Source organism: Clostridium sp. TF06-15AC (assembly GCF_003481165.1).
GTDB lineage: Bacteria > Bacillota > Clostridia > Lachnospirales > Lachnospiraceae > Otoolea > Otoolea fessa.
In genome coordinates this window covers 822,772-848,269 of the sequence record NZ_QUKS01000001.1, presented here as the reverse complement: position 1 = coordinate 848,269, position 25,498 = coordinate 822,772, and the positions used below count along the sequence as shown (strand labels likewise).

General features: G+C 47.9%; 23 protein-coding genes and 4 tRNA genes. 24 read left to right on the top strand and 3 right to left on the bottom strand.

Going from position 1 to position 25,498, the window contains the following annotated elements; genetic code table 11:
* The first annotated feature begins 32 nt into the window (after positions 1 to 32).
* The 19 genes from DXC57_RS03835 (at position 33) to hgdB (ending at position 16,182) form a co-directional block, all read left to right on the top strand.
* A complete protein-coding gene (locus tag DXC57_RS03835) occupies positions 33 to 572 on the top strand; it encodes a transcription repressor NadR (RefSeq protein ID WP_333489813.1) in 540 nt (179 codons plus the stop codon).
* 187 nt (positions 573 to 759) lie between these two features.
* A tRNA-Arg gene (locus tag DXC57_RS03830) sits at positions 760 to 833 on the top strand.
* A 27-nt stretch (positions 834 to 860) separates the two neighbouring features.
* Positions 861 to 934 (top strand) — tRNA-His (locus DXC57_RS03825).
* 26 nt (positions 935 to 960) lie between these two features.
* Positions 961 to 1,032, top strand: a tRNA-Gln gene (locus DXC57_RS03820).
* Positions 1,033 to 1,040: 8 nt separating this feature from the next.
* Positions 1,041 to 1,113, top strand: a tRNA-Lys gene (locus tag DXC57_RS03815).
* A 138-nt stretch (positions 1,114 to 1,251) separates the two neighbouring features.
* Positions 1,252 to 2,100, top strand: a complete 849-nt coding sequence (locus DXC57_RS03810; protein WP_118651212.1) for a YitT family protein — start codon at positions 1,252 to 1,254, stop codon at positions 2,098 to 2,100.
* Between the two features lie 222 nt (positions 2,101 to 2,322).
* Positions 2,323 to 2,892, top strand: a complete 570-nt coding sequence (locus tag DXC57_RS03805; RefSeq protein ID WP_118651210.1) for a DUF3793 family protein — start codon at positions 2,323 to 2,325, stop codon at positions 2,890 to 2,892.
* 41 nt (positions 2,893 to 2,933) lie between these two features.
* Entirely contained in the window at positions 2,934 to 3,362 is a 429-nt protein-coding gene (locus tag DXC57_RS03800; protein ID WP_022359957.1) for a flavodoxin, read from the top strand.
* Positions 3,363 to 3,621: 259 nt separating this feature from the next.
* Positions 3,622 to 5,322 (top strand): glutamine--tRNA ligase/YqeY domain fusion protein, encoded by a 1,701-nt coding sequence (locus tag DXC57_RS03795; protein WP_022359956.1) that lies wholly within the window; start codon positions 3,622 to 3,624, stop codon positions 5,320 to 5,322.
* 466 nt (positions 5,323 to 5,788) lie between these two features.
* Positions 5,789 to 6,085 carry an OadG family protein gene (locus DXC57_RS03790; RefSeq protein ID WP_022359955.1) on the top strand — a complete coding sequence of 99 codons (297 nt, stop codon included), beginning with the start codon at positions 5,789 to 5,791 and terminating at the stop codon, positions 6,083 to 6,085.
* A gap of 46 nt (positions 6,086 to 6,131) precedes the next feature.
* Positions 6,132 to 6,557 (top strand): acetyl-CoA carboxylase biotin carboxyl carrier protein subunit, encoded by a 426-nt coding sequence (locus tag DXC57_RS03785; protein ID WP_118651208.1) that lies wholly within the window; start codon positions 6,132 to 6,134, stop codon positions 6,555 to 6,557.
* A gap of 183 nt (positions 6,558 to 6,740) precedes the next feature.
* On the top strand, positions 6,741 to 7,187 hold the full coding sequence (locus DXC57_RS03780; RefSeq protein WP_117796387.1) for a biotin/lipoyl-containing protein: 447 nt from the start codon (positions 6,741 to 6,743) through the stop codon (positions 7,185 to 7,187).
* Positions 7,188 to 7,198: 11 nt separating this feature from the next.
* Entirely contained in the window at positions 7,199 to 8,338 is a 1,140-nt protein-coding gene (locus DXC57_RS03775; RefSeq protein ID WP_117796388.1) for a sodium ion-translocating decarboxylase subunit beta, read from the top strand.
* 141 nt (positions 8,339 to 8,479) lie between these two features.
* Positions 8,480 to 9,580, top strand: coding sequence for a CoA-transferase (locus DXC57_RS03770; protein WP_022359951.1), 1,101 nt, complete (start codon positions 8,480 to 8,482; stop codon positions 9,578 to 9,580).
* 21 nt (positions 9,581 to 9,601) lie between these two features.
* Positions 9,602 to 10,411, top strand: a complete 810-nt coding sequence (gene gctB, locus DXC57_RS03765; protein ID WP_022359950.1) for a glutaconate CoA-transferase subunit B — start codon at positions 9,602 to 9,604, stop codon at positions 10,409 to 10,411.
* Between the two features lie 145 nt (positions 10,412 to 10,556).
* Entirely contained in the window at positions 10,557 to 12,323 is a 1,767-nt protein-coding gene (locus tag DXC57_RS03760; protein ID WP_118651206.1) for a carboxyl transferase domain-containing protein, read from the top strand.
* Positions 12,324 to 12,759: 436 nt separating this feature from the next.
* Positions 12,760 to 13,554 carry a (R)-2-hydroxyglutaryl-CoA dehydratase activase HgdC gene (gene hgdC / locus DXC57_RS03755; RefSeq protein WP_022359948.1) on the top strand — a complete coding sequence of 265 codons (795 nt, stop codon included), beginning with the start codon at positions 12,760 to 12,762 and terminating at the stop codon, positions 13,552 to 13,554.
* A 34-nt stretch (positions 13,555 to 13,588) separates the two neighbouring features.
* Positions 13,589 to 15,028 carry a (R)-2-hydroxyglutaryl-CoA dehydratase subunit alpha gene (hgdA, locus tag DXC57_RS03750; RefSeq protein WP_022359947.1) on the top strand — a complete coding sequence of 480 codons (1,440 nt, stop codon included), beginning with the start codon at positions 13,589 to 13,591 and terminating at the stop codon, positions 15,026 to 15,028.
* Between the two features lie 2 nt (positions 15,029 to 15,030).
* Positions 15,031 to 16,182 carry a (R)-2-hydroxyglutaryl-CoA dehydratase subunit beta gene (gene hgdB, locus DXC57_RS03745; protein ID WP_022359946.1) on the top strand — a complete coding sequence of 384 codons (1,152 nt, stop codon included), beginning with the start codon at positions 15,031 to 15,033 and terminating at the stop codon, positions 16,180 to 16,182.
* A 101-nt stretch (positions 16,183 to 16,283) separates the two neighbouring features.
* On the opposite strand, the gene DXC57_RS03740 is transcribed toward hgdB, so the two are convergent.
* The 3 genes from DXC57_RS03740 to DXC57_RS03730 form a co-directional block, all read right to left on the bottom strand.
* Entirely contained in the window at positions 16,284 to 16,931 is a 648-nt protein-coding gene (locus DXC57_RS03740) for a choline-binding protein (RefSeq protein WP_118651204.1), read from the bottom strand.
* A gap of 241 nt (positions 16,932 to 17,172) precedes the next feature.
* Entirely contained in the window at positions 17,173 to 17,937 is a 765-nt protein-coding gene (locus tag DXC57_RS03735) for an IclR family transcriptional regulator (RefSeq protein ID WP_117796391.1), read from the bottom strand.
* A gap of 18 nt (positions 17,938 to 17,955) precedes the next feature.
* Positions 17,956 to 18,414, bottom strand: coding sequence for a hypothetical protein (locus tag DXC57_RS03730; RefSeq protein WP_118651202.1), 459 nt, complete (start codon positions 18,412 to 18,414; stop codon positions 17,956 to 17,958).
* A gap of 240 nt (positions 18,415 to 18,654) precedes the next feature.
* Between DXC57_RS03730 and DXC57_RS03725 the strand changes: the two genes are divergently transcribed.
* The 5 genes from DXC57_RS03725 to guaB all read left to right on the top strand — a co-directional run bounded on the left by DXC57_RS03725 (position 18,655) and on the right by guaB (position 25,143).
* Positions 18,655 to 20,769, top strand: a complete 2,115-nt coding sequence (locus DXC57_RS03725) for a diguanylate cyclase (protein WP_347501718.1) — start codon at positions 18,655 to 18,657, stop codon at positions 20,767 to 20,769.
* 12 nt (positions 20,770 to 20,781) lie between these two features.
* Positions 20,782 to 21,138: an Hpt domain-containing protein gene (locus tag DXC57_RS03720; RefSeq protein ID WP_107000297.1), complete on the top strand. Its 357-nt coding sequence runs from the start codon at positions 20,782 to 20,784 to the stop codon at positions 21,136 to 21,138.
* Positions 21,139 to 21,322: 184 nt separating this feature from the next.
* On the top strand, positions 21,323 to 21,607 hold the full coding sequence (locus DXC57_RS03715; protein WP_022359940.1) for a co-chaperone GroES: 285 nt from the start codon (positions 21,323 to 21,325) through the stop codon (positions 21,605 to 21,607).
* A gap of 74 nt (positions 21,608 to 21,681) precedes the next feature.
* The gene (gene groL / locus DXC57_RS03710) at positions 21,682 to 23,307 is read left to right on the top strand and encodes a chaperonin GroEL (protein ID WP_022359939.1); all 1,626 of its coding nucleotides are present in this window, start codon (positions 21,682 to 21,684) and stop codon (positions 23,305 to 23,307) included.
* Positions 23,308 to 23,688: 381 nt separating this feature from the next.
* Positions 23,689 to 25,143: an IMP dehydrogenase gene (gene guaB, locus DXC57_RS03705; RefSeq protein ID WP_022359938.1), complete on the top strand. Its 1,455-nt coding sequence runs from the start codon at positions 23,689 to 23,691 to the stop codon at positions 25,141 to 25,143.
* The last annotated feature ends 355 nt before the right edge of the window (positions 25,144 to 25,498 follow it).

The following is a 25,498-nucleotide window of genomic DNA, read 5'->3' as shown; positions in this document are numbered from 1 at the left end:
GAAAGGACAGGGAAAACAGGATGGAAACAACGATGACAGGAGTACAGCGGAGAAAGAAAATACTGGAAATGCTGGGACAGTCATCCACACCGCTTTCGGGCGGGGCGCTGGGGCGGGCAGTCGGCGTGAGCCGTCAGGTGGTGGTGCAGGATATCGCGCTTCTGCGTACCGAGGGACACCCTGTCCTTGCGACTGCCCGCGGTTATGTGCTGGAGGTGCCGCACCAGACGGAACGCCTCTTTAAAATGTGTCATACGACCGAGCAGACGCGCGAAGAGCTGAATACGATTGTTGATCTGGGCGGCGAGGTGCTGGATGTCATGGTTAACCACCGCATCTATGGAAAGGTATCGGCGCCGTTAAATATCCGCAGCCGCCGCGATGTTGAGGCATTTGTGGAAAATATCCGGACTGGGCGTTCCACGCCGCTTTTAAATGTGACATCGGGCTATCATTTCCATCACGTGGCTGCCGATCAGGAGGAGATTCTCGACGAGATCGAGGCAGCGCTGCGGGAAAAGGGATTTCTGGCGGACTTCCTGTCATACGAGCAGGAAGAGGTGGAAAAATAGGGGGAAAGTCAAAAGAAATGAATTTTTGAAATTATTTTAAAAAATATGAAATTTCCTGTTGACATTCTTTTTCAAATGTTATATACTATCTTTGCTGTCGATGAGACAGACAAGCAGTTGGCTGAGAGGTCAGGTGCGGGAATGGTTACAGTGCCGGATAAAACGGTCGGAATCGCAAAATGAATATGAGTCTGTAGCTCAGCTGGATAGAGCAACGGCCTTCTAAGCCGTGGGTCGGGGGTTCGAATCCCTTCAGGCTCGTCGAATCTGTTTCGACAGATTCCTATGGTGGATATAGCGCAGTTGGTTAGCGCGCCAGATTGTGGCTCTGGAGGCCTAGGGTTCGAATCCCTATATCCACCTTCCTTTTAAAAGGATCTTTTGCTGATGGGCTATCGCCAAGCGGTAAGGCACAGGACTTTGACTCCTGCATTCGTTGGTCCGAATCCAACTAGCCCAGTTAAATATGGGGTATTAGCTCAGTCGGTAGAGCACTTGACTTTTAATCAAGTTGTCCGGGGTTCGAATCCCCGATGCCTCATTACGAAGACACATTGCAGACGCGATGTGTCTTTTTGTGTAATGGGAAATCCCTTGGAATTCTCTATTACACAAAAAGGCGCTAACGTGCCAATGATGCGCGCTCGCGCGAAATTGTAATATGAGGAGGTTTTAAGTTATGGCAAAAAAGTCCATGCGCGTAATCAGGGAGTACACAATGATCACAGCGGCGACCTTTGTCGTGGCGGCAGCCGTCTATTTCTTTCTGATTCCGAGCGGTGTATCGGTGGGAAGTATTTCCGGTCTGGCGATGCTTTTGGGAAATGTGATACCGCTGCCGATTTCAGTGCTGACCTTTATTTTAAATGCGGCGCTTCTGGTGGTGGGCTTTCTTTTTATCGGACGCGAGTTCGGCGTCAAGACGGTGTATACGTCACTGATTCTGCCGGTTTTTCTGTGGGTGTTTGAGCAGGCTTTCCCGGATTTTGTGTCGATCAACCAGGATGCGATGATGGATACGGTCTGCTATATCTTTGTTGTCAGCGTTGGTCTGGCTCTTTTGTTCTGGATGAATGCCTCGTCGGGCGGTCTGGACATCGTGGCAAAGCTCTTAAACAAATATTTCCATATGGAGCTGGGAAAAGCGATGGCGCTTCCAGGCATGTGTGTGGCGCTCTCATCCGTGTTTTTCAGCGATAAAAAACTGGTGGTGCTGGGCATTCTGGGCACATACTTAAACGGAATTGTGCTGGATCATTTTATTTTCGGTCTGAATCTGAAAAAGAGAGTTTGCATTATCTCGGAAAAAGAAGAAGAGATACGCCAGTTTATCCTGCATACGCTTCACAGCGGCGCGACGATCTATCAGGGATTCGGCGCGTTTGACAATGAGCCGAAGACGGAAATTATCACGATCGTAGATAAAAACGAATATGCACAGCTCATGCCGTATATATTAAAAACAGATCCGAAGGCATTTGTGACGGTGTATACGGTGAATGAGATTATTTATCGTCCCAAAAGATAGAAAATGATGTTACTGATAAAAAAACTCAGTAAGCAAAAATGAACAAAATTTGCTTGACGTGGTAAGTGATTCATGATATAGTCTCATTGAAGTTAGATAAGACTAACCCGCGAAAAGGAAAATAGAAGGCAGAAAAAGCCTTTTATTTTTTAAAAGATAGTTAGCTATATCTAACTAAAGGTAGATATGGCTAACTAAGAGAAGCAGTCAGGAGGCAGAAAGATGGAACGATTGTTTGAAGAAGTATTCGTAGAGGTGTGTGCGCCGACTCTTCGTGGCATCAAACCGTCGAACTTGTTCCGCTATCAGCCGCAGAACCGTGATAAACTCCTGGAAGCGCTTGATTTCTGGAACCGGGAACTGGAACCGTCGGGGCTTCAGGTGCGGGTGCTTAAAGAGTGCAGCCGGACGGGCGCGTTTCTGATTCTGGTGTACCGCGAGGAATGGCTTCACTTCATTCTGGGTAAAATATCTGTACAGCACTTTTTAAAAAAGTCTGGTTACCAGATGAAGAAGACGGTCGATGGCTTTTTGAGGCAGCTTTCCAACCGGCTTTGTCTGGAACATGATTTTCCACATGAGATTGGCATTTTCCTGGGGTATCCGCTTGAGGATGTTGTTGGATTCATTGAAAATCAGGGAAAAAATTATACCTGCAGCGGTTACTGGAAGACGTATGGCGACCCGCAGGAAGCAAAACGGCGGTTTGATTCATACCGGGAATGCACGGAAGTGTGCCGGGAGAAATACCGTCAGGGGACACCGATTATTCAGCTTGTAAAAGCCGCATAATAAATCTAAGTAAGTAAATTATTCACAAGGAGGAAATAAAAATGAGCAAGGTAGCAATTGTATACTGGAGCGGAACAGGAAACACAGAGGCTATGGCAAATTACGTAGCAGAGGGCGTTAAGAAAGCGGGCGGCGAGGCTGATTTATTTACTTCCGCAGAGTTTGGCGCTGACAAAGCTGGCGAGTATGACAGAATCGCATTTGGCTGCCCGTCTATGGGAGCTGAACAGTTAGAGGAGTCTGAGTTCCAGCCGATGTTCGACGAGGTTAGCCCGGTTCTCTCTGGCAAAAAGATTGCATTATTCGGTTCTTACGGATGGGGCGACGGCGAGTGGATGCGTACCTGGGAGAGCGACTGCATGACTCTGGGCGTAACCATGGCTTGCGAGCCGGTAATCTGCAACGCAACGCCGGACGAGGCAGCAGGTGCTGAGTGCGAGGCACTGGGCGAGGCTCTTGCAAACGCATAAGTAGAATTGCATAAAAACACATATATAATAAGAAGAAGTACAATTACCTGCGAACGCAGGACATCTTAAATTGCCATAATAAAGATGCTTAAAAATTGAAAATCAGAAAAGGAAGTGTCCTCCCGCGGCGCTTCCTTTTTTGTGGGCAAATATCCCCTTTTCGAAAACTCCAAAATGTGATATGATAAAAAATAAAACTGTTTGATTTGACTCAAACAACAGTATCAATTTACGAAAAGAAACAACGGAGGGAATGTATATGGAAGAAAATAAAAAACCATTGGCAGAGGGAGAGGAGAAGGAAGAGACTGTCTCCAAGAACTTTATCGAGCGCGAGATTGACAAAGATCTGGCAGAGGGCGTTTACGATCATGTCCAGACGAGATTTCCTCCGGAGCCGAACGGATATCTTCATATTGGACACGCTAAATCGATTATTCTGAACTCTGGACTGGCAAAAGAATACAACGGAAAATTCAATCTCCGTTTTGATGACACCAACCCGACGAAGGAGAAGACAGAGTTTGTTGAGTCGATCATCGAGGATGTAAAATGGCTGGGCGCTGATTTTGAGGATCGCCTGTTTTTTGCATCCAACTATTTCCAGCAGATGTATGAGTGTGCAGTTCTTCTTATTAAAAAGGGAAAAGCATTCGTCTGCGATCTGACAGCTGATCAGATCCGCGAGTACCGCGGTGATTTTAACAATCCTGGTAAGGAAAGCCCGTACCGCAACCGCAGCATCGAGGAGAACTTACAGCTCTTTGAGGAGATGAAAGAAGGCAAATATGCGGATGGCGAAAAGGTACTGCGTGCGAAAATTGATATGGCATCCCCGAACATCAATATGCGTGATCCGGTTATTTATCGTGTAGCCCATATGCATCATCACAACACCGGGGACAAATGGTGCATTTACCCGATGTACGATTTCGCTCATCCGATTGAGGATGCGATTGAGCACATCACGCATTCGATTTGTACGCTGGAATTTGAGGATCACAGACCGCTCTATGACTGGGTCGTAAAAGAGTGCGAGTTTGAGAACCCGCCGCGCCAGATTGAGTTTGCGAAGATGTATCTGACCAACGTCATTACCGGAAAACGTTATATCAAGAAACTGGTAGAAGATAAGATTGTAGATGGCTGGGATGACCCGCGTCTGGTAACCATCGCAGCGCTGCGCCGCAGAGGTTACACGCCGGAATCCATCCGCCGCTTTGTAGAGCTGGCAGGTGTCTCCAAAGCAGATAATTCCATCGACAGTGCAATGTTAGAGTACTGCCTGCGTGAGGATCTGAAATTAAAGAAGTCCCGTGTGATGGCAATTCTTGACCCGGTCAAGCTTGTTATCGACAACTATCCGGAAGGACAGATCGAGGAGCTGGATGCACCAAACAATATGGAGAACGAGGAACTTGGTTCCAGAAAGATTCCATTCGGCAGAGAACTTTACATCGAACGCGAGGACTTTATGGAAGAACCACCGAAGAAATACTTCCGTCTCTTCCCGGGCAATGAGGTCCGCCTGATGAACGCATACTTTGTTACCTGCACCGGATGCGAGAAAGATGCAGACGGCAATGTAACGGTTGTTCACTGTACCTACGATCCGGAGACGAAGAGTGGTTCCGGCTTCAATGCAAGAAAGGTAAAAGGTACGATTCACTGGGTAGCAGCACAGACTGCACTGAAAGCAGAAGTACGTCTCTATGAGAATCTGGTAGACGAGGAAAAGGGCAAACTCAATGCAGATGGAACGTTGAACTTAAATCCGAATTCCCTGCGCGTTCTGAAAGAGTGTTACTTAGAGCCGGGTCTGAAAGAGGCAAAACCATTTGAGAGCTTTCAGTTCGTCCGCAATGGATACTTCTGCGTGGACTGCCGCGACAGCGAGCCGGGCAAACCGGTTTTCAACCGGATTGTTTCGCTGAAGAGCTCTTTCAAGCTTCCGAAATAAATCAAGGACAAATCTTGAAAATGTATAAAAAAATACAGAAAAAAGCGGCTTTGTTCTGATGAAAAAAGGAGAGAACGGGACTTTCAGAATACATTTTAGAATATGAGCAAAATGCTTGAGAGGTCTTGGCGATTCTTCCGGGGGTTGTTAAGAAAAATGTAGAAAAATGTAGTAATAACCTATAAAAAGCAGGTTGTTTTTGCTAATAAAACACCCTGCTTTTTGTGCATAATTTATGAAAGGCTTGGTTGACAATCAGGGGGGTTACTGTTATAATTTAAGTAAAGTGAGCTGATCATGTCAATCTGTGGCTTCACTTGTTACAGTTAAGGGGAAAAGCCCCTTATAAATTGCTTTCAAAAATGGAATGCATTCCACAATACGGAATCTTACTGGTGGAATTTTATAAGTATAATTTTTCACAAAGAAAGCAGAACCTAAAATAAATAAGGAGGTGCAATGCACAATGTGGACTGAACCAACTATGCCTTTCGGGCAGTCAGTTATCGTTTCTCTGCTGGGTCTTTCGGTAGTTTTCCTGGCTCTGATCTGTCTGGCTCTGGCAATTATGGTAATTTCCAAAATTCTCCGCTCCGTTGTTTCTGATGGTGCTAAGGCTCCGGCCGCAGCACAGAAAGCAGCACCGGCTGTGTCGGACGAAGCTGATAAGGAATTACTTGCCGTGCTGATGGCAACGATCGGGGATGACCTCGGATTGCCGACAGACAAGTTTAAGATCTTGAGCGTGACAGAAGTTAAGTAATGAGAAACAGGAATGAAAGGAAATCGAAAGGAAGGTTAGAGCAGTTATGAAGTATACGGCTACCCTCAATGGAAAACAGTACGAAGTAGAACTTGAAAGAATCGATGCATACGAGCCAATGCCGCGTTACGGCGAGGCTCCGGCAGCAGCACCGGCTCCAGTAGCAGCACCGGCAGCACCGGCCCCGGCTCCTGCACCAGCAGCACCGGCTCCTGCACCAGCAGCAGCACCGGCCCCGGCGGCAGCACCGGCAGCAGGCGCAACTACCGTAGAGGCTCCGATGCCAGGTAAGATCCTGAACATCAAAGTATCTGCAGGACAGGCAGTTAAGTTTGGTGAGACCGTCATCGTGATGGAAGCTATGAAGATGGAAACTGAAATCGTTGCTCCGGCAGACGGTACAGTAGCACAGATTCTTGTCAAAGCAGGCGACGCCGTTGACACAGGTGCAGCACTGGTTACCCTGAACTAATAGACGATACTATGATAAATAGCAACTGTTTACAAAAAGGAATTTTCGGAACTGAAAATTCTGTATGATACAGTTCAGGCAACAGATTTTGCCGATTTGGAATACAAAGCATCGGCAAAATCCCATTACTGGGCACACATGTGTGAACAGTAATGATAAACATTCGAAAGGACGTAAAGAATTATGAAATATGTTGCTACGATCAATGGAAAGAAATACGAAGTTGAAGTAGAAAAATTAGAAGCTTACAAATCTCTGGATCGTAATGGTGTAGCAGCTCCGGCAGCTCCGGTTCTTCCGGCATCCGCACCGGTACAGAGACCGGCAGCACCGGCTCCGGCTCCAGTTGCAGCAGCACCGGCTCCAGCTCCGGCACCGGCAGCAGCTCCGGCTCCGAAGGCAGCAGCTCCGGCGGGCGCAACTACCGTAGAAGCTCCAATGCCAGGTAAAATCCTGAACATCAAGGTATCTGAAGGACAGGCAGTTAAATTTGGCGAAGTAGTAGTTATTATGGAAGCCATGAAAATGGAGACTGAGATCGTTGCTCCGGCAGACGGTACAGTCAGCAAGATCCTTGTTAAGGCTGGCGATTCTGTTGATACAGGAGCTGCTCTGGTTGCTCTGAACTAGGAGGTTAGGTAATGAACTTTTTTGAAATATTAAAAGAGCTTCTTGCACAGTCAGGTTTCGCAGCATTGACCTGGAGAAGCTGTGTAATGATTCTCATTGCTTTTGTATTATTATACCTGGCAATTAAAAAGCAGTTCGAGCCGCTTCTTCTGCTTCCGATTGCATTTGGTATGTTCCTGGCAAACCTGCCGTTAGCTGACCTGATGAAGGAAAGCGAGCCGTGGTATACCGCAGGTGTTCTGCGTATCATTTACGGCGGTGTTAAGTCCAGTTTGTTCCCGTGTCTGATCTTCATGGCAGTAGGTGCCATGACAGACTTTGGTCCGCTGATTGCAAACCCGGTGAGCCTTCTGCTTGGTGCAGCTGCTCAGTTCGGTATCTACATTGCATTCATGCTGGCTAACGCAACTGGCTTATTCACAGTAGGCGAGGCTGCTGCTATCGGTATCATCGGTGGTGCAGACGGTCCGACCGCTATCTATGTAGCTAACAACCTGGCACCGGATCTGGTTGCTCCGATCGCCGTTGCCGCTTACTCCTACATGGCGCTGATTCCGCTGATTCAGCCGCCGATCATGAAGCTTCTTACCACTAAGAAAGAGCGTTCCATCGTTATGAAGCAGCTCCGTAAGGTAAGCAAGGTTGAGAAGATTGTATTCCCGGTATTCGTAGTACTGTTCTGCTCCCTGCTTCTTCCATCCGTAGCTCCGCTGCTTGGTATGCTGATGCTTGGTAACCTGCTTCGTGAATCTGGTGTTACAGAGCGTCTTTCTGACACAGCTCAGAACGCACTGTGCAACATCGTAACTATCATGCTTGGTACTACCGTAGGTGCGACCGCAAACGGCGAGATTTTCCTGCGTGTTCAGACCATTGCTATCGTTTGCATGGGTCTTCTTGCATTCGCATTCGCTACCATCGGAGGTGTTCTCCTTGGTAAGGTGCTGTGCGCTGTAACCGGCGGCAAGATCAACCCATTAATCGGTTCCGCTGGTGTATCTGCTGTACCGATGGCTGCCCGCGTTTCTCAGACAGTTGGTGCAAAAGAGAATCCGACCAACTTCCTTCTGATGCACGCTATGGGACCAAACGTAGCAGGTGTTATCGGTTCTGCCGTAGCAGCAGGTTTCTTCATGCTGATTTTCGGTTAATCGAATATTGATTTTTGGCTGTTGCAGCCGGGATCTGGCTGCATCTGGCCTGCGAAAGACCGCAGCGCCGGAAGTACCGGATCCCGTTTTTACTTATTTATATAGGTAGTTATAGAAAATTTTTTTAAAGGAGGCTTTATTGTGGCTAATAAAGTAATGTCTTTACACGATGCCGTAGAAAAGTATGTATGTGACAACGATGTACTTTGTCTCGGCGGATTTACAACAAACCGTAAACCGTATGCAGCAGTTTACGAGATCCTTCGTCAGGGTAAAACTGGTTTTGTAGGCTGGTCTGGCCCGGCAGGTGGTGACTGGGATGCGTTAATCGGTGAGGGCCGTGTGAGAGCCTACATCAACTGCTATACTGCAAACTCTGGTTACACCAACGTAGCTCGTCGTTTCCGTGCAGCTATCGAGAAGGGTGAGCTTACATATGAGGATTATTCTCAGGACGTTCTGATGCTTCAGCTTCATGCTGCATCTCTGGGTCTTCCGTACCTGCCGGTACGTATGATGCAGGGCTCCGGACTTGTTAAGTTCTGGGGTATCAGCGAAGAGAAGAGAAGAACCATGGAAGGTGTTGACAACCTGAAATGCGTAGAGATCGAGAACCCGCTTGAGCCAGGCGAGAAGCTGCTGGCTGTTCCGGTTCCGAAGCTTGACTGCGCTATCATCCATGTTCAGCAGGCATCTCCGGATGGAACCTGTATCATCGATGGTGATGAGTTCCATGACGTAGATATCGCTGTAGCTGCAAAACGTTGTATCGTTACCTGCGAGGAGATCGTAAGTGATGAGTATATCCGTCGTGACCCAACCAAGACAAGAATCTTTGGTGAGTGTGTAGACGCCGTTGTTCGTGCACCGTACGGTGCTTGGCCGGCACAGTGCTACGGCTACTATGATGATGATGATAAGGGCTTGAAAGAGTACGACAAGGCTTCCAAGTACCTTGACGCTGAGGATGCTAAGGCACAGCTTCAGAAGGCTGCAGACAAAGCTGCTAAGGCTGCTGCTGCTAAGCCGGAAGATGAGAAGCTTGCAAAAGCTGCAGAAGTTGCTGCACAGGCTGCAAAAGATGCTGCTGACGGCACCAAGATTCCGGAGACCTTCAAGGATTACCTTCAGAAGTATGTATATGGATGCAAGGATCAGGATGATCTGCTCAACGTACTGGGCGGCGCTCGCCTCATGAACCTTAAGAATGAGCCGCATCTTGGCTATTCTACCAGACATTAATTGAGGGAGGGAAAATCTAAAATGGCTGATTATACAAAGTATACAAAGCAGGAAATGCAGGCTTACGCCATCGCAAAAAATATTAAAGAAAATCAGATCGTTATCGTTGGTACCGGTCTTCCGTTAATCGGTGCATCCCTGGCAAAACGTGTTGTTTGCCCGAGCTGCCATCCGATCGTAGAGAGTGGTCTTATGGATTGTTCTCCGATCGAGGTTCCGCGTTCTGTAGGTGACAACCGTTTCATGGCTCACTGTGCAGTACAGTGGCCGAACATTCGTTTCGTAGGTTTCGAGGCTAATGAGTGGTTACATGATGCTGATCGTATGATCGCATTCATCGGTGGCGCTCAGATCGACCCGTACGGAAACGTTAACTCTACCTGTATCTTTGGTAAGGGTGATTATGTTAAACCTACCACACGTTTCACCGGTTCTGGCGGTGCAAACGGAATCGCTACCTTCTGCAACACCATCATCATGATGCAGCATCAGAAGAGAAGATTCATGGATCATGTTGACTACATCACAAGCTGTGGCTGGATGGACGGCCCTGGCGGACGTGAGAGAGCAGGTCTTCCGGGCAACCGTGGACCGCAGATGGTAGTTACCGATCTTGGTATCATGAAATTCGACGAAGAGACCAAGAGAATGTATCTGGCTTACTACTATCCATTCTCCTCTCCGGAAATGGTTCAGGAGAACACTGGTTTCGAGATCGATACCTCCAGAGCTCAGCTGATGGAAGGTCCGGATCCGGAGATCATCCGCGTTATTCGTGAAGAGATCGACCCAGGTCAGGCATTCATCAAAGTTCCGAAGGAGACTAAGTAATTAGCCTTCCATCGGGAATCAAGACAGATATCATTTCTGTCGATTAATTAGTTACTGATTGCAGGCGGGACAGGAGACGAACTGTCCCGCAAGCAATTCATTTATAACCATTTTTATTTTTTATTTTATAAGGAGAAAAGAAGACATGAATATGTATTCAATGCCAGGATATTTCCAGAATATGCCTACCGTTGGTAAAGCTCTGGTTAATCCGAATCCGGAAAACGAGCAGGAACTGAAGGCTGTTGAGAACGACATCCATGAGTCCATTAAGCAGGCTCTTGATGCTGGTATCACAACCGAAGAGAAGTTAAACGCACGTGGACAGCTTTCTGCTACACAGCGTATCAACGCCCTGATCGATCCAGGTACATGGTGCCCGTTAAACAGCCTTTACAATCCGGAAGACAACCGTTTCCAGACAACTAACGTTCTGAATGGTCTTGGCCGTGTAAATGGCAAATGGGTTTACATCATCGCTTCTGATAACAAGAAGATGGCTGGTGCTTGGGTTCCGGGACAGGCAGATAACCTGCTCCGCGCTGCAGATACCGCTAAGATGCTGCATCTGCCGTTAGTATACCTGTTAAACTGCTCAGGCGTTGAGTTCCCGAACCAGGACAAAGTATACCCGAACCGTCGTGGTGGTGGTACACCGTTCTTCCGCAACGCTGAGTTAAACCAGCTTGGTGTTCCGGTTATCGTAGGTATCTACGGAACCAACCCGGCAGGTGGTGGTTACCACAGCATTTCCCCGACTATCCTGATCGCTCATAAAGATGCGAACATGGCAGTTGGTGGCGCTGGTATCCTTTCCGGTATGAACCCGAAGGGTTACATCGATGAGGAAGCAGCAGAGCAGATCGTTAACGCTCAGATCGAGAACAGCAAACATCACGTTCCGGCTCCGGGTTCCGTGCCGATCCACTATGATGAGACCGGATTCTTCCGTGAGGTTTACGAGGATGATTTAGGCGTTATCGAGGGAATCAAGAAGTACATCAACTACCTTCCGTGCTTCAACCTGGAGTTCTTCCGTGTTGACAGCCCGAAGGCTCCGCAGCTTCCGGCTGAGGATCTGTACAGCATCATCCCGATGAACCAGAAACGTCCGTACGACATCTACGATGTAATCGGTCGTCTGTTCGATAACAGTGAGTTCTTTGAGTACAAGAAAGGCTACGGTCCGGAGATCGTTGCTGGTCTTGCAAAAGTTAACGGTCTTCTGGTTGGTGTTATCGCTAACGTACAGGGCTTACTCATGAACTATCCGGAGTACAAACAGGGTTCTGTAGGTATCGGTGGTAAGCTGTACCGTCAGGGTCTGATTAAGATGAACGAGTTCGTTACTCTGTGTGCTCGTGATAAGACACCGGTTATCTGGCTGCAGGATACCACAGGTATCGATGTAGGCGATGACGCTGAGAAGGCAGAGCTGCTTGGTTTAGGTCAGTCCCTGATTTACTCCATCGAGAATTCTAAACTTCCGTCTCTGGAGGTTACTCTTCGTAAGGCAAGTGCTGCTGCTCACTACGTTCTGGGTGGTCCGCAGGGCAACAACACCAACGTATTCTCTATCGGTACAGGTGCTTGCGAGTACTACGTAATGCCGGGTGAGACCGCTGCAAACGCTATGTACTCCAGAAAGCTTGTTAAGGCTAAAAAAGCTGGCGAGCCGCTTCAGCCGATCATCGACAAGATGAACGCTATGATCCAGATGTACACAGACAAATCTCGTCCGAAATACTGTACAAAACAGGGTATGGTTGATGAGATCGTAGATCTGACCGATCTTCGTCCGTACATCCAGGCATTTACCGAGGCTTATTATCAGAATGCTCAGGCTATCTGCCCGATGCATCAGATGCTGGCTCCGAGATCTACTCGTGAGTTCATCAACTACGGTAAATAATTATCAAATTAAAACGGCATTGTGATAGGTGCCGCTAAGATAACATTTTAAAAAGAGAAGGCGCGTAAGTACGCGGCTGACAGTGATAGTGTAAATAGTGATAAGTAACAAATTGATAGTGTGAATAGTGTGAGGCTCTGGCGAAGCGGCTTGTCTGTATGACTGTAAATGAACCGTTTTGCCGGATGCTTGCAGATAAATCGGGCAAAGGAACTGGAACCTTTGCTCGATTTATTGGTATACTCAGGCAGATAAGTAATAAGTAATAGTTTTGTTAAGAATTATTTTATAACATTTTCAAGATTTTACAGCGACTTTTAGTTGATTTTGTGGTATTATGATGGGTGGAGACGATGTGATAGCACGGATCTGCCAAAACATCGTTGAAACAAAAATCAGGCATAGAAAGTCAGTATTGAAAGGAAAAAGATACATCATGAGCGAAATTTTCACTTTAGGTATCGATGTAGGCTCTACAGCTTCCAAATGTATCATCCTGAAGGATGGCAAGGAGATCGTAGGTAAGTCTCTGATTGACGTTGGAGCAGGTACCAGCGGTCCAAACCGTGCCATCGAGGCAGTTCTGGAAGATGCAGGCCTCAAGAAAGAAGATATGGCATTCACACTGGCTACCGGTTATGGACGTACATCTCTGATGGACGGAATTGCCGATAAGCAGATGAGTGAGCTGTCATGTCATGCAAAAGGCGCTTATTTCCTTTTCCCGAAGGTTCATACCGTAATTGACATCGGCGGTCAGGACGTGAAGGTTCTTCGCGTTGAGGACGGTGTCATGACAAACTTCCAGATGAACGATAAGTGTGCAGCCGGAACCGGAAGATTCCTGGATGTTATGGCTCGCGTTCTCGAAGTTGAGGTAAGTGATCTAGGCCGTCTTGGCGCTATGTCCAAGAAGCAGGTAGGAATCAGTTCCACCTGTACGGTTTTTGCAGAGAGTGAGGTTATAAGCCAGTTGTCGATGGGAACGGATAAATGTGATATCATTGCCGGTATTCATCGTTCAGTGGCTCATCGTGTCACGGGTCTTGCCCACCGAATCGGTGTAGTGCCGGATGTTGTTATGACAGGCGGTGTGGCTCAGAACCAGGGCGTAGTAGATGCGCTTGAGGCTGAGCTTGGCGTAAAGATTTATACATCCCCGCTGACACAGTATAACGGCGCGCTTGGCGCAGCCCTGATGGCATATCAGGTAGCCAGCCGTCAGAAGTAACTAAGTTAATTTTTAAGAATGGAGGATAATTATTATGGCAAAACAAGTTAGTCCTGGTGTTCTTGCGCTTCGTAAAGTCGTAGATGACGTACATAAAGAGGCGCGTGAGGCCAAAGCAAGAGGCGAGTTAGTTGGATGGTCTTCTTCCAAATTCCCGTGTGAGCTTGCAGCAGCATTTGATTTACACGTTATGTATCCGGAGAACCAGGCAGCTGGTATCGCAGCTAACCGTTACGGTGAGCTGATGTGCCAGGCAGCTGAGGATCTTGGATATGACAACGATATCTGCGGTTACGCTCGTATCAGCCTTGCATATGCAGCTGGTGTACGTGTATCCCGTAAGTATGATCCGGAGACTGGTGAATACATCATCGATCCGAGCACAGGTAAACCATTAAAAGATGCTGACGGCAACGTAGTGATGGGTGAAGACGGAAAACCGAAGAAGGATCCGAAGACTCAGACTCCGTATCTGCAGCTGGACAACCTGCTTGAGATTGAAAAACTCCCGGATGGTCCGGAAAAAGAGAAACGTCTTGAGGCTATTTCTCCGATTCGTCAGATGCGTATTCCGCAGCCGGATTTCGTTCTTTGCTGCAACAACATCTGTAACTGTATGACAAAATGGTATGAGAACATCGCTCGTATGTGTAACATTCCGCTGATCATGATCGATATCCCGTACAACAATACAGTAGATGTTCATGATGAGAATGTTAAATACGTTCGCGCTCAGTTCGACAAGGCTATCAAACAGCTGGAAGAGCTGACAGGCAAGAAGTTCGACGAGAAGAAGTTCGAGCAGGCTTGTGCAAACGCTAACCGTACCGCTAAGGCTTGGCTGAAAGTCTGTGATTTCCTGCAGTACAAACCGGCTCCATATAGTGGATTTGACCTGTTCAACCACATGGCAGACGTTGTAACTGCACGTGCTACTGTAGCTGCTGGTGATGCTTTTGAATTACTTGCAAAAGACCTGGAAGAGACAGTTAAGAAGGGTGAGACCACAACTCCGTTCCCGGAGAAATACCGTGTTATGTTCGAGGGTATTCCGTGCTGGCCGAAACTGCCGGCTCTGTTCAAACCGCTGAAGACCCACGGTGTAAACGTTACTGCCGTTGTATATGCTCCGGCATTCGGTTTCGTTTACAACAACATCGATGAGATGGCTCGTGCTTACTACAAAGCTCCGAACTCTGTCTGCATCGAGCAGGGTGTTGACTGGCGTGAAGGCATCTGCCGTGACAACAAGGTAGATGGCGTTCTGGTTCACTACAACAGAAGCTGTAAACCGTGGAGTGGTTACATGGCTGAGATGCAGCGTCGCTTTACTGCTGACCTGGGTATCCCGTGTGCTGGTTTCGACGGCGATCAGGCTGACCCGCGTAACTTCAATGCTGCTCAGTACGAGACTCGTGTAGAGGGTCTGGTTGAGGCAATGGAAGCAAATAAGCAGGCAAAGGAGGCTAAATAACCATGAGTGTTAACGCATTATTAGAAGAATTTAAGGTAAAAGCTGCAACTCCGAAGCAGCAGCTTGCTGAATATAAAGCTCAGGGCAAAAAAGTAGTTGGTGTTCTTCCTTACTACGCTCCGGAAGAGCTTGTATATGCCGCTGGTATCGTTCCGATGGGTATGTGGGGTTCCAACACTAAGACCATCAGCCGTGCAAAAGAGTACTGCGCTACTTTCTACTGCACCATCGCTCAGTTAGCTCTGGAGATGCTGCTGGATGGAACGATGGATCAGTTAGACGGTATTATCACACCTACTATCTGTGATACTCTTCGTCCGATGAGCCAGAACTTCCGTGTAGCTATGGGCGACAAGATGAAAGTTATCTTCTTAGCTCATCCGCAGAACCGTTTCGAAGAGTTTGGTCTTCAGTTCTGTATCGATCAGTACAACCATGTAAAAGCTGATCTGGAAGAGATCGCTGGAAGAAAGATTACTGATTCTGACATCCAGGATGCTATCGTTGTATACAACAAGAGCCGTGCAGCTCGCCGTGAGTTCGTAAAACTGGCTAACGAGCACTGTGATGTTATCACACCAACCAAGCGTTCCGCAGTTCTGAAGGCATTCTACTTCATGGAGAAGCCGGAATACACTGCAAAGCTGAACGAGCTGAACGCAGAGCTGGCTAAACTTCCTGTCTGTGACTGGAAGGGAACCAAGGTTGTTACCTCCGGTATTATCTGTGATAATCCGAAGCTGCTTTCTATCTTCGAAGAGAACAACATCGCTATCGCTGCAGATGATGTAGCACACGAGACACGTTCCTTCCGTGTAGACGCTCCGGAAGACGAGCTGGATCCGGTTAGAGCACTGGCTAAACAGTTCGCTAACATCGATTACGAAGTACTTCTGTACGATCCGGAATCCAACAAGAACCGTCGTGGTGAGTTCGTAGCTAACATGGTTAAGGAGAGCGGCGCTCAGGGTCTGGTACTGTTCATGCAGCAGTTCTGTGATCCGGAGGAGATGGAGTATCCGTACCTGAAGAAAGCTCTGAACGATGCAGGTGTTCCGCACATCAAACTGGGTATCGACCAGCAGATGAGAGACTTCGGTCAGGCAAGCACTGCTATTCAGGCATTCGCTGATGTCCTTGCACTTCAGAAATAATAGAAGATTCATTTGGGAAACTGAATGATGAGATAGAAACGCCCCCGCAGGAGATTTCCTTGCGGGGGCGTTTGTTTGTGTGTCTTGCGGCACACGTTTATTTATTCCTCTGTGGAGTCAGAAGAACTATTATTTGCAATTTCCTCATCCGTCACAGACCCCTGGCGGTAGCCGCTGTCTGGTTCCTGTTTGGAGTCCTTCTTTGGAGCATCCGGCTTTTTGTCTCCGGAAGTAGAAGAGGTTTCTTTGGACGGACCGGAGCTGGCGGAATTGCTGCTATCATCGCTGGAAGAATCTTCGGATGAGCCGGTGCTGGAGTCAGAGCTTCCGGAATCTGGCGTCCTGCTGGAGCTGGTGGCTGTTTTTTTCGTCTTTTTGGAGGAGCTGTTCTGGAAATCGTCCCAGCTTTCGTTATCGAATTCATTGGAAGCCGCGGTCTGGCGGCTCTGAACGATGCCGTTTACCGTCCAGGCGCCGTCTGCGTTTACATTGTAGCCGTCCGGTGTCGTGGTGGAGGTTAGAAGCCAGCCTTCGGCGTCGAAATAGTAGCATTCGCTGACGCCGTCCTGGTTGCCGTCGATCCAGCGCCAGCCATTTGCCGCCCAGGTGTTGTCACCGTTGTCGTACCACCAGCGGGCAGCATTGTCACCAGCTCCATTTTTCCAGCTTCCTGCCATCGCCGGGAAAGCGGCGGAGAGGGAGAGAAGACCAGTTGTTAAGCCTGCTAAAAATAAGCGTTTATTAATCATAAAGTGAAATCTCCTTTTTGCAAAAACTATTAAAAAAGAGGATATCTCAAAGCTCCGGATATGATGTATACCCGAATCTTTGATAATATCCCCCCTGTTTTTATTTCGTTACTGTTCACGCATATGTGCCCAGTAACGGAATTTGCCGTGGCCTCGCATTTAAATACGGCAAATTCCTGTTGCCACCACGTTTTCTTACGGCACATTCGGTTCCAAAAGGGCCTACCCGTGAACCGTAATTTTATTTCTCCTGCTTAAATGTATGTCCCATATAATAGGACAATTCTGCCGCACTGTGGCGAACCTGATCCTGCAGGTGCAGAAGATGCGTGTCATCTTCAATACGGGAATACGGTGCGATGATTCCGACCGAAGCGGAAATGCGTCCGTCAATACCGTAAATGGGAGCACCGATCCCGACTGCATCCGGGACGTATTCGCCGTGGGAAACGGCAATGCCCTTCTCACGGATGGTGCGGAGTTCTTCTGCCAATTCTGCGGGATCCGCCTTTGGAAATGCCTCAGGACGGTTTAAGCGTGTGTCCAGATAGCGGCGGATGTATTCGTCGCTCTGGAAAGCCAGAAGCGCCTTGCGGATCGCACCGCAGTGCAGATCCATCTCATAGCCAAATTCTTCGACGACCTTGAGGTGGTTCGGACCGTCCGTTTTGTCAAGTACCAGTCCCTTGTCGCCAACCTGGATGATCAGATAGGAATCCTCACGGGTACAGTAGGAGAGGTTCTTGAGAATCGGAAGCGCCGCATCCTGAATCCGCACATTGTCAGCCGCCGCACGACCGAGAGAGATGAGGGCGGGACCGAGCTGGTAGGTGTGCGCGTGTTCATCGCGGATCACGTATTTTTTTTCACAAAATGTCTGCAAAATCCGGTGGATCGTGCTGGGCGGAAGCCCGGTTGATTCGGAAAGTTCTGCGATGGAATATTTGTGGTTGGCTTCTTTTAAAAGTTCCAGAAGTTCCATCGCGCGGAGAAGACTTTGTATCATGCAAAGAATCCTCCTGTGTTATTCTGTGATTTCCTCAACCGTCACGGTTGTGCTGTCATTCGGGGCTGCGTCGGAATCCTCTTTCTCGGAAGAAGCTTCGCCGTCCTCGGAAACCGGAACATCTGCGCGGACGGTTTCTGTTTTGACTGGTTCTTCGGGAGAGACATCTGCATCAGCCGGAGCTTTTTCGCTTTCCTCAGAATGTTCAGAAGTTTCCTCTGGAGTCTCAGCCGGAGCTTCCTTTTTCTCCGGGTTTAAGGAAACATAGCTGCGTTCGGAGGCAGCTGTATCAGAAGTCTTGGAAGCTTCTTTATCGCCGGCATCGTCAAAATCATCGAAATCATCTTCAAAGTCGTGGAAATCCTCGTCCAATTCCTTGTGGAATGATTTATACTGTAAGACGTAAGAAACACCAGCTGCTGCAGCGCCGACGATAGCTGCCAGTGTCAGTAATTTACCAAAATGTTTTTTTGCCATGGTTGATACTCCTCTCTATACGATTCGATATCCTTATTGTAATACGAAACGCCTAAAAAATAAAGGGAATCTTTTGTGAACACCGGGATGTGTGTGAATCATGTGTTACGGGGCACGTATGCGTGAACAGTAACACAGGGGCGGTAGTTATGTGCGGGAAGCATGAGAAAAACGCTTGTTGTTATACCGGAAATCATGTAGAATAAAATAATATATTTGCCAGGTGGTGATAAAAATAAAATGATGAATTCCAATACAAAGATGACGGCGCAGGAATTGGAACAAATGATTGCGCAGATGGAAAAGATATTTACGGTTGTACGTATTTTAGATAAAGATCTGCTCCATAAGATGGACGTGAGGAACGGGGAACTCCGATCTGAGGACTGCAAATGTTATTCGTTCTGGGAAAAAGGAAAGAATTGTGAGAATTGTGTGGCACAGCGCGCGCTTGCGATGAAGGGACAGTGCACGAAGCTTGAATTTATCGGTCTGAAGATGTATCAGGTCATTGCGAAGTATCTGGAGGTGGATGGAGTTCCCTGTGTGGTGGAGATGATTTCCTGTCTGGATGATGAGACACTTCTTGACACAGAGGGAAGAGAAGCACTCGTTAAGAAATTTGCACACTACAGGCGCGAGCTGTATGCGGATGCACTGACGGGGAGCTACAACCGGAGATATTTTGAAGATCAGTTAAAAGAGCAGCGGATGGATGCCGGTATCGCGATGATCGATCTGGATGATTTTAAGACCTACAATGATATATATGGGCATGTGGCGGGCGATAAAGTGCTGGTGACGGTGTCGGCGGCGATTATAAGCTGTATCCGTAAGACGGACCGCCTGGTGCGTTATGGCGGGGATGAATTCCTGCTTGTGATGCCGGGCATCAGTCTGGAGGCATTTGTTGAGAAGCTGCATCGGATACAGGATCTGATCTGCAACATGAGTGTTGAAGGATATCCGCAACTGAAATTGTCAGTCAGCATCGGCGGTACGCTGACGAACGGGGAGACAGTCGGGAAGGCGATGTGCCGGGCGGACGAATTTATGTATCAGGCGAAGACCTCCAAGAACATGATTGTGACTGAGAAAGATGGACAGTGGACACCGGAGGAGATCGTGGTAGCCGGGCGGCGCAATGCGAGTCGTTACCGCATTTTGATCGTGGACGATTCGGAGATGAACCGTATGATTCTCTCAGAAATGCTGAAAGGCGAATTCGAGATTCTGGAGGCAGAAAATGGTTCAGCATGTCTCGACATGCTGAACCGTTATGAGACGAAGATTTCCCTGATTCTTCTCGATATCGTCATGCCGGGGATGAACGGCTTCGGGGTTCTGGAATACATGAACCGCAACAACCTGATCGGGGATATCCCGGTTATCATGATTTCGGGCGAAGATTCGGGCGAGGTCATCAAGCAGGCGTATGAGTGGGGAGTTTCTGATTATATCAAGCGCCCGTTCGATATGGAGGTTGTACACCGGCGTGTCTTAAATACGATCAAATTGTATGCGAAACAGCGCCGCCTGGTGGCAATGGTGACGAACCAGGTTTTTGAGAAAGAGAAGAATAGCCGGATGCTGATCAGTGTTCTGAGCGAGATCGTGGAATTTCGAAATGGCGAGAGCGGTATGCACGTACTCAATATTAATATATTGACGACGATGATTCTGGAACAGCTCGTCAAGAAGACGGACAAATATCCCTTGTCCTGGTCGAACCGGATGCTGATCAGCACGGCATCATCCCTGCATGACATCGGAAAGATCGGAATTGACGAGAAGATTTTGAATAAACCGGGTCGTCTGACGCCGGAGGAGCGTAAGATCATGGAAAAACATACAGTGATCGGTGCGGACATGCTTGCGAATCTTCAGATGTATGAGGATGAGCCGCTGATGAAAGTGGCGTACCAGATCTGCCGTTGGCACCATGAGCGCTATGATGGAAAAGGATATCCAGATGGTCTAAAAGGGGAGGAGATCCCGATCTCAGCGCAGGTGGTGGCGCTGGCGGATGTGTATGATGCGCTGACAAGTGAGCGCGTCTATAAAAAGGCTTATTCTCATGAGGAGGCGGTGCAGATGATCTGCAACGGAGAGTGTGGTACATTTAACCCGCTCCTGCTTGAGTGCCTGTGTGAGATTCAGGATCATATTAAAAAGGAGCTGCAGGAGGCAGCATACCGGAGTGAGATGAGTGATCCGGAGCGAAAAAATAAGAAATTTGAACATTATGACAATTCACAGAAGAAGTTTTTCGGCGCGGTGACGCAGGCGATTGAAAAAGAGTATGGAACTGCGGGCGAGGAGCTGAGCCGTATGAAAACTGAGGAAGAGAAATAACAGGAGGCTGTCATGACAATTCAGGAATGCTACAAAGAAATGGGCGGGGATTTTGAAGGAGTTCAGAAACGCTTTGGAGGTGTGGCGCTGGTGGAAAAATTTGCCATCAAGTTTCTGAGCGATTCCAGCTTTCAGGATCTGGAGGATGGATTAAAAGAAAAGGATGCGGAGAAAGCATTCCGCGCGGCACATACCCTGAAAGGAATCTGTTTGAACCTGGGCTTTGATGCCTTCTATGAGGTAAGCGCAGCGCTGACCGAAAAACTGAGAGGCAGAGAACTGACCGGATACGAGGCAGATTTTGCATCGGTAAAAGAGTGTTATGAGAAAACGGTTGCGGCGATTAAGGCATTTGAGGAGAGCAATTAATAGAACGGGGAGAAATGGAATATTTCAGTTCTCCCCGTAAAATTTACTAAAATTTTAGCACTCAACACTTGACGGTGCTAACAGAACGTGTTATAACATACTTCGTAAGAAGAAGATACATATCTGATTACGAAAGAAAAGCAATCAGATGGAATAAATTTGGATGGATAAGGAGGAGCCAATAATGAAGTTAACACCATTATTTGACAGAGTTGTATTAAAGCAGTTAGTTGCAGAGGAGACGACCAAATCAGGTATCGTTCTTCCGGGTCAGGCAAAAGAGAAACCGCAGCAGGCAGAGGTAATCGCGGTTGGTCCTGGCGGAGTGGTAGATGGAAAAGAAATCACGATGCAGGTAAAGGTTGGCGATAAAGTTATCTATTCGAAATACTCAGGCACAGAAGTTGAGCTGGACAATGAGAAATATGTCATTGTAAAACAGAATGATATTCTGGCTGTTATCGGTTAATCGATGGGCAGGATGTCTGGAAGACAGATGCTGATCGGAACGTTTATTCAAGAAAATTATGGAGGTTGATAACCATGGCAAAGGAAATTAAATATGGCGTAGAAGCCAGAAAAGCCCTGGAAGCGGGCGTAAATCAGTTAGCAGATACCGTAAGAGTTACATTAGGACCGAAAGGTAGAAACGTAGTTCTGGATAAATCCTTCGGCGCTCCGCTCATTACCAACGATGGTGTGACCATTGCGAAGGAGATCGAGCTGGCAGACCCATTTGAGAACATGGGCGCACAGCTGGTGAAGGAAGTAGCAACCAAGACCAACGATGCAGCTGGTGATGGTACTACAACCGCAACCGTTCTGGCTCAGGCGATGATCAACGAAGGTATGAAGAACCTGGCAGCAGGTGCTAACCCGATCATCATGAGAAAGGGTATGAAGAAAGCCACAGATGCAGCCGTAGAGGCAATCAAAGGCATGAAGAAGGACGTTAAGAGCCAGGCAGATATCGCAAGAGTCGCTGCTATCTCTTCCGCTGATGAGGAAGTAGGCCAGATGGTAGCAGACGCGATGGAGAAGGTTTCCAAAGACGGCGTTATTACCATTGAAGAGTCCAAGACTATGAAGACTGAGCTTGATCTGGTAGAAGGCATGCAGTTTGACCGTGGCTATGTATCTGCATATATGGCAACTGATATGGAGAAGATGGAAGCCGTTCTGGACGATCCGTACATCTTAATTACCGATAAGAAGATCTCCAACATTCAGGAGATTCTGCCGCTGCTGGAACAGCTGGTACAGTCTGGTTCCAAGCTGCTCATCATCGCTGAGGACATTGAGGGCGAGGCGCTGACCACCCTGATTGTCAATAAGCTGAGAGGTACTTTCACCGTTGTTGGTGTGAAGGCTCCGGGTTACGGCGACAGAAGAAAAGAAATGTTAAAGGATATTGCAATCCTGACCGGCGGTACTGTTATTTCCGAGGAACTGGGACTTGAATTAAAGGATACCACCATGGACCAGCTTGGTCGTGCGAAATCCGTTAAAGTTCAGAAAGAGAACACCATCATCGTAGATGGCTGCGGCGATAAGAAAGCCATCGCAGACCGTGTGGCTCAGATTAAGGCTCAGATTGAGGAAACCACTTCTGATTTTGACCGTGAGAAACTGCAGGAGAGACTGGCTAAGATGGCTGGCGGCGTAGCCGTTATCCGTGTTGGTGCAGCGACCGAGGCTGAGATGAAGGAAGCTAAGATGCGTATGGAAGATGCCCTGTCCGCAGCAAAGGCAGCTGTTGAGGAAGGCATCATCGCAGGCGGCGGATCTGCATATGTTCACGCAGCAGCAGAAGTTCAGAAGGTAGTAGATGGACTGGAAGGAGACGAGAAGACCGGCGGTCGTATCGTCCTGAAAGCTCTGGAAGCTCCGCTGTTCCACATCGCAGCAAACGCAGGTCTGGAAGGCTCTGTTATCATCAACAAGGTAAAAGAGTCCCCAGTAGGCGTAGGTTACGATGCTTACAATGAGGAATACGTAGATATGGTAGAAGCAGGCATCCTGGATCCGGCAAAGGTAACCAGAAGTGCCCTGCAGAACGCAACCAGCGTTGCATCTACCCTGCTTACAACCGAGTCCGCAGTTGCCAACATCAAAGAAGATGCACCGGCAGGTCCGGCAGCAGGCGCTGGCATGGGCGGCATGATGTAAGTAAGAGAGCCGGAAAATGGCGGAAGATGTTACATCAGAGATGCAGTATCGAATGTAGAAAATAAAAATGGTAATTTATAGAAAGAATCTCTGACAGGCAGCTGCCAGGGGAGAGAAGGACTGCTATGCGAAGGTGTGGCAGTCCTTCTTTTTTGGGTAAAAAATTGGCAGGGAAATGAGGCTAAGGATGACTGCATTATTAATACTTATCTGATTGACATTATTTATAAGATGAGCTAATTAAATAGCGTAAGTAAATTCTATCGTCAACCCCTTTATTCTCCGGTTGACATATTTCAAAAAACTTGCTAAAATCAATTATTAACATCAGACAGTTTTCAATGTCCAGTGTTTAAAATTTACGAAAGTGAGGGTAATATAATGGGTAAGATTATTGGCGATGGCATTACATTTGATGATGTCCTGCTTGTGCCGTCCTATTCTGAGGTTATTCCGAATCAGGTAAACCTGACGACACATCTGACCAAGAAGATTCAGCTGAACATCCCCCTGATGAGTGCCGGCATGGATACGGTTACAGAGCACCGCATGGCGATTGCAATGGCAAGACAGGGTGGAATTGGTATTATTCACAAGAACATGTCGATCGAGGCGCAGGCTGAGGAGGTCGATAAAGTAAAACGTTCTGAGAATGGTGTAATCACTGACCCGTTTTATTTATCCCCAGAGCATACATTAAAGGATGCGGATGAGCTGATGGGCAAGTTCCGGATTTCCGGTGTTCCGATCACAGAGGGAAGAAAACTGGTTGGTATTATCACAAACCGTGACCTCAAGTTCGAGGAAGATTTCTCCAAGAAGATTAAAGAGTGCATGACTTCTGAGCATCTGGTTACCGCTCCGGAGGGCATCACCCTGACGGAGGCAAAGAAGATTCTTGCCAAGGCACGTGTCGAGAAGCTTCCGATCGTGGACAAGGATTTTAACCTCAAGGGTCTTATTACTATCAAGGATATTGAGAAACAGATCAAGTATCCGTTCTCTGCAAAGGATGCACAGGGACGTCTGCTCTGCGGCGCAGCAGTAGGTATCACTGCAAACGTGCTGGATCGTGTGGAAGCCCTGGTGAAAGCAAAAGTAGACGTAGTTGTTCTCGACTCTGCACATGGACATTCTGAGAATGTTCTTCACTGTGTCAGAATGATCAAGGAAGCATATCCGGATCTGCAGGTAATAGCAGGTAACGTAGCGACCGGAGAGGCAACAAAAGCTCTCATCGAGGCAGGCGTTGACGCGGTCAAGGTTGGTATCGGACCGGGTTCCATCTGTACGACCCGTGTCGTAGCAGGTATCGGCGTTCCGCAGATCACCGCTGTTATGGACTGCTACGCAGTTGCCAAAGAGTACGGCATTCCGATCATCGCAGACGGCGGTATCAAGTATTCTGGCGATCTGACGAAGGCGATCGCAGCAGGCGGCAGCGTCTGCATGATGGGTTCCATGTTTGCAGGATGCGACGAGAGCCCGGGAACTTTTGAGCTGTACCAGGGAAGAAAATACAAAGTATACCGCGGCATGGGTTCCATCGCAGCGATGGAGAACGGCAGCAAGGATCGTTACTTCCAGAGCGATGCGAAGAAACTCGTTCCGGAGGGTGTAGAAGGACGTGTTGCATACAAGGGAATGGTAGAAGATACCGTATTCCAGATGCTCGGCGGTCTGCGTGCTGGTATGGGTTACTGCGGCGCATCGGATATTCCGACTCTTCAGGAGACCGGACGTTTCATCAAGATTTCCGCAGCATCCTTAAAAGAGAGCCATCCGCATGATATCCACATCACAAAAGAGGCTCCGAACTACAGCGTGGATGAATAAAAATTGGATAGCATAAGCAATCGATAAGATTGTAAACGATATAAAAGCGGCGTTTCTGCTTCAGCAGGGGCGCCGCTTTTTTGGCGGGTTACTGTTCACGCATACGTGCCCAGTAACGGAATTTGCCGTGGCTTCGCATTTAAATACGGCAAATTCCTGCTGCCACCACGTTTTCTTACGGCACTTTCGGTTCCAAAAGTGCCTACCCGTGAACGGTAACTTTGGCGGATTCTTTTTCTCAAACTCTTGTGAAAAAACCGGGGATACGGTATAATGATACATTAGAATAGTAGAAATATAACAATTATGCAGGAAAGACTGTGGATATTCAGAAAACGATTGCGGCGGATTACGA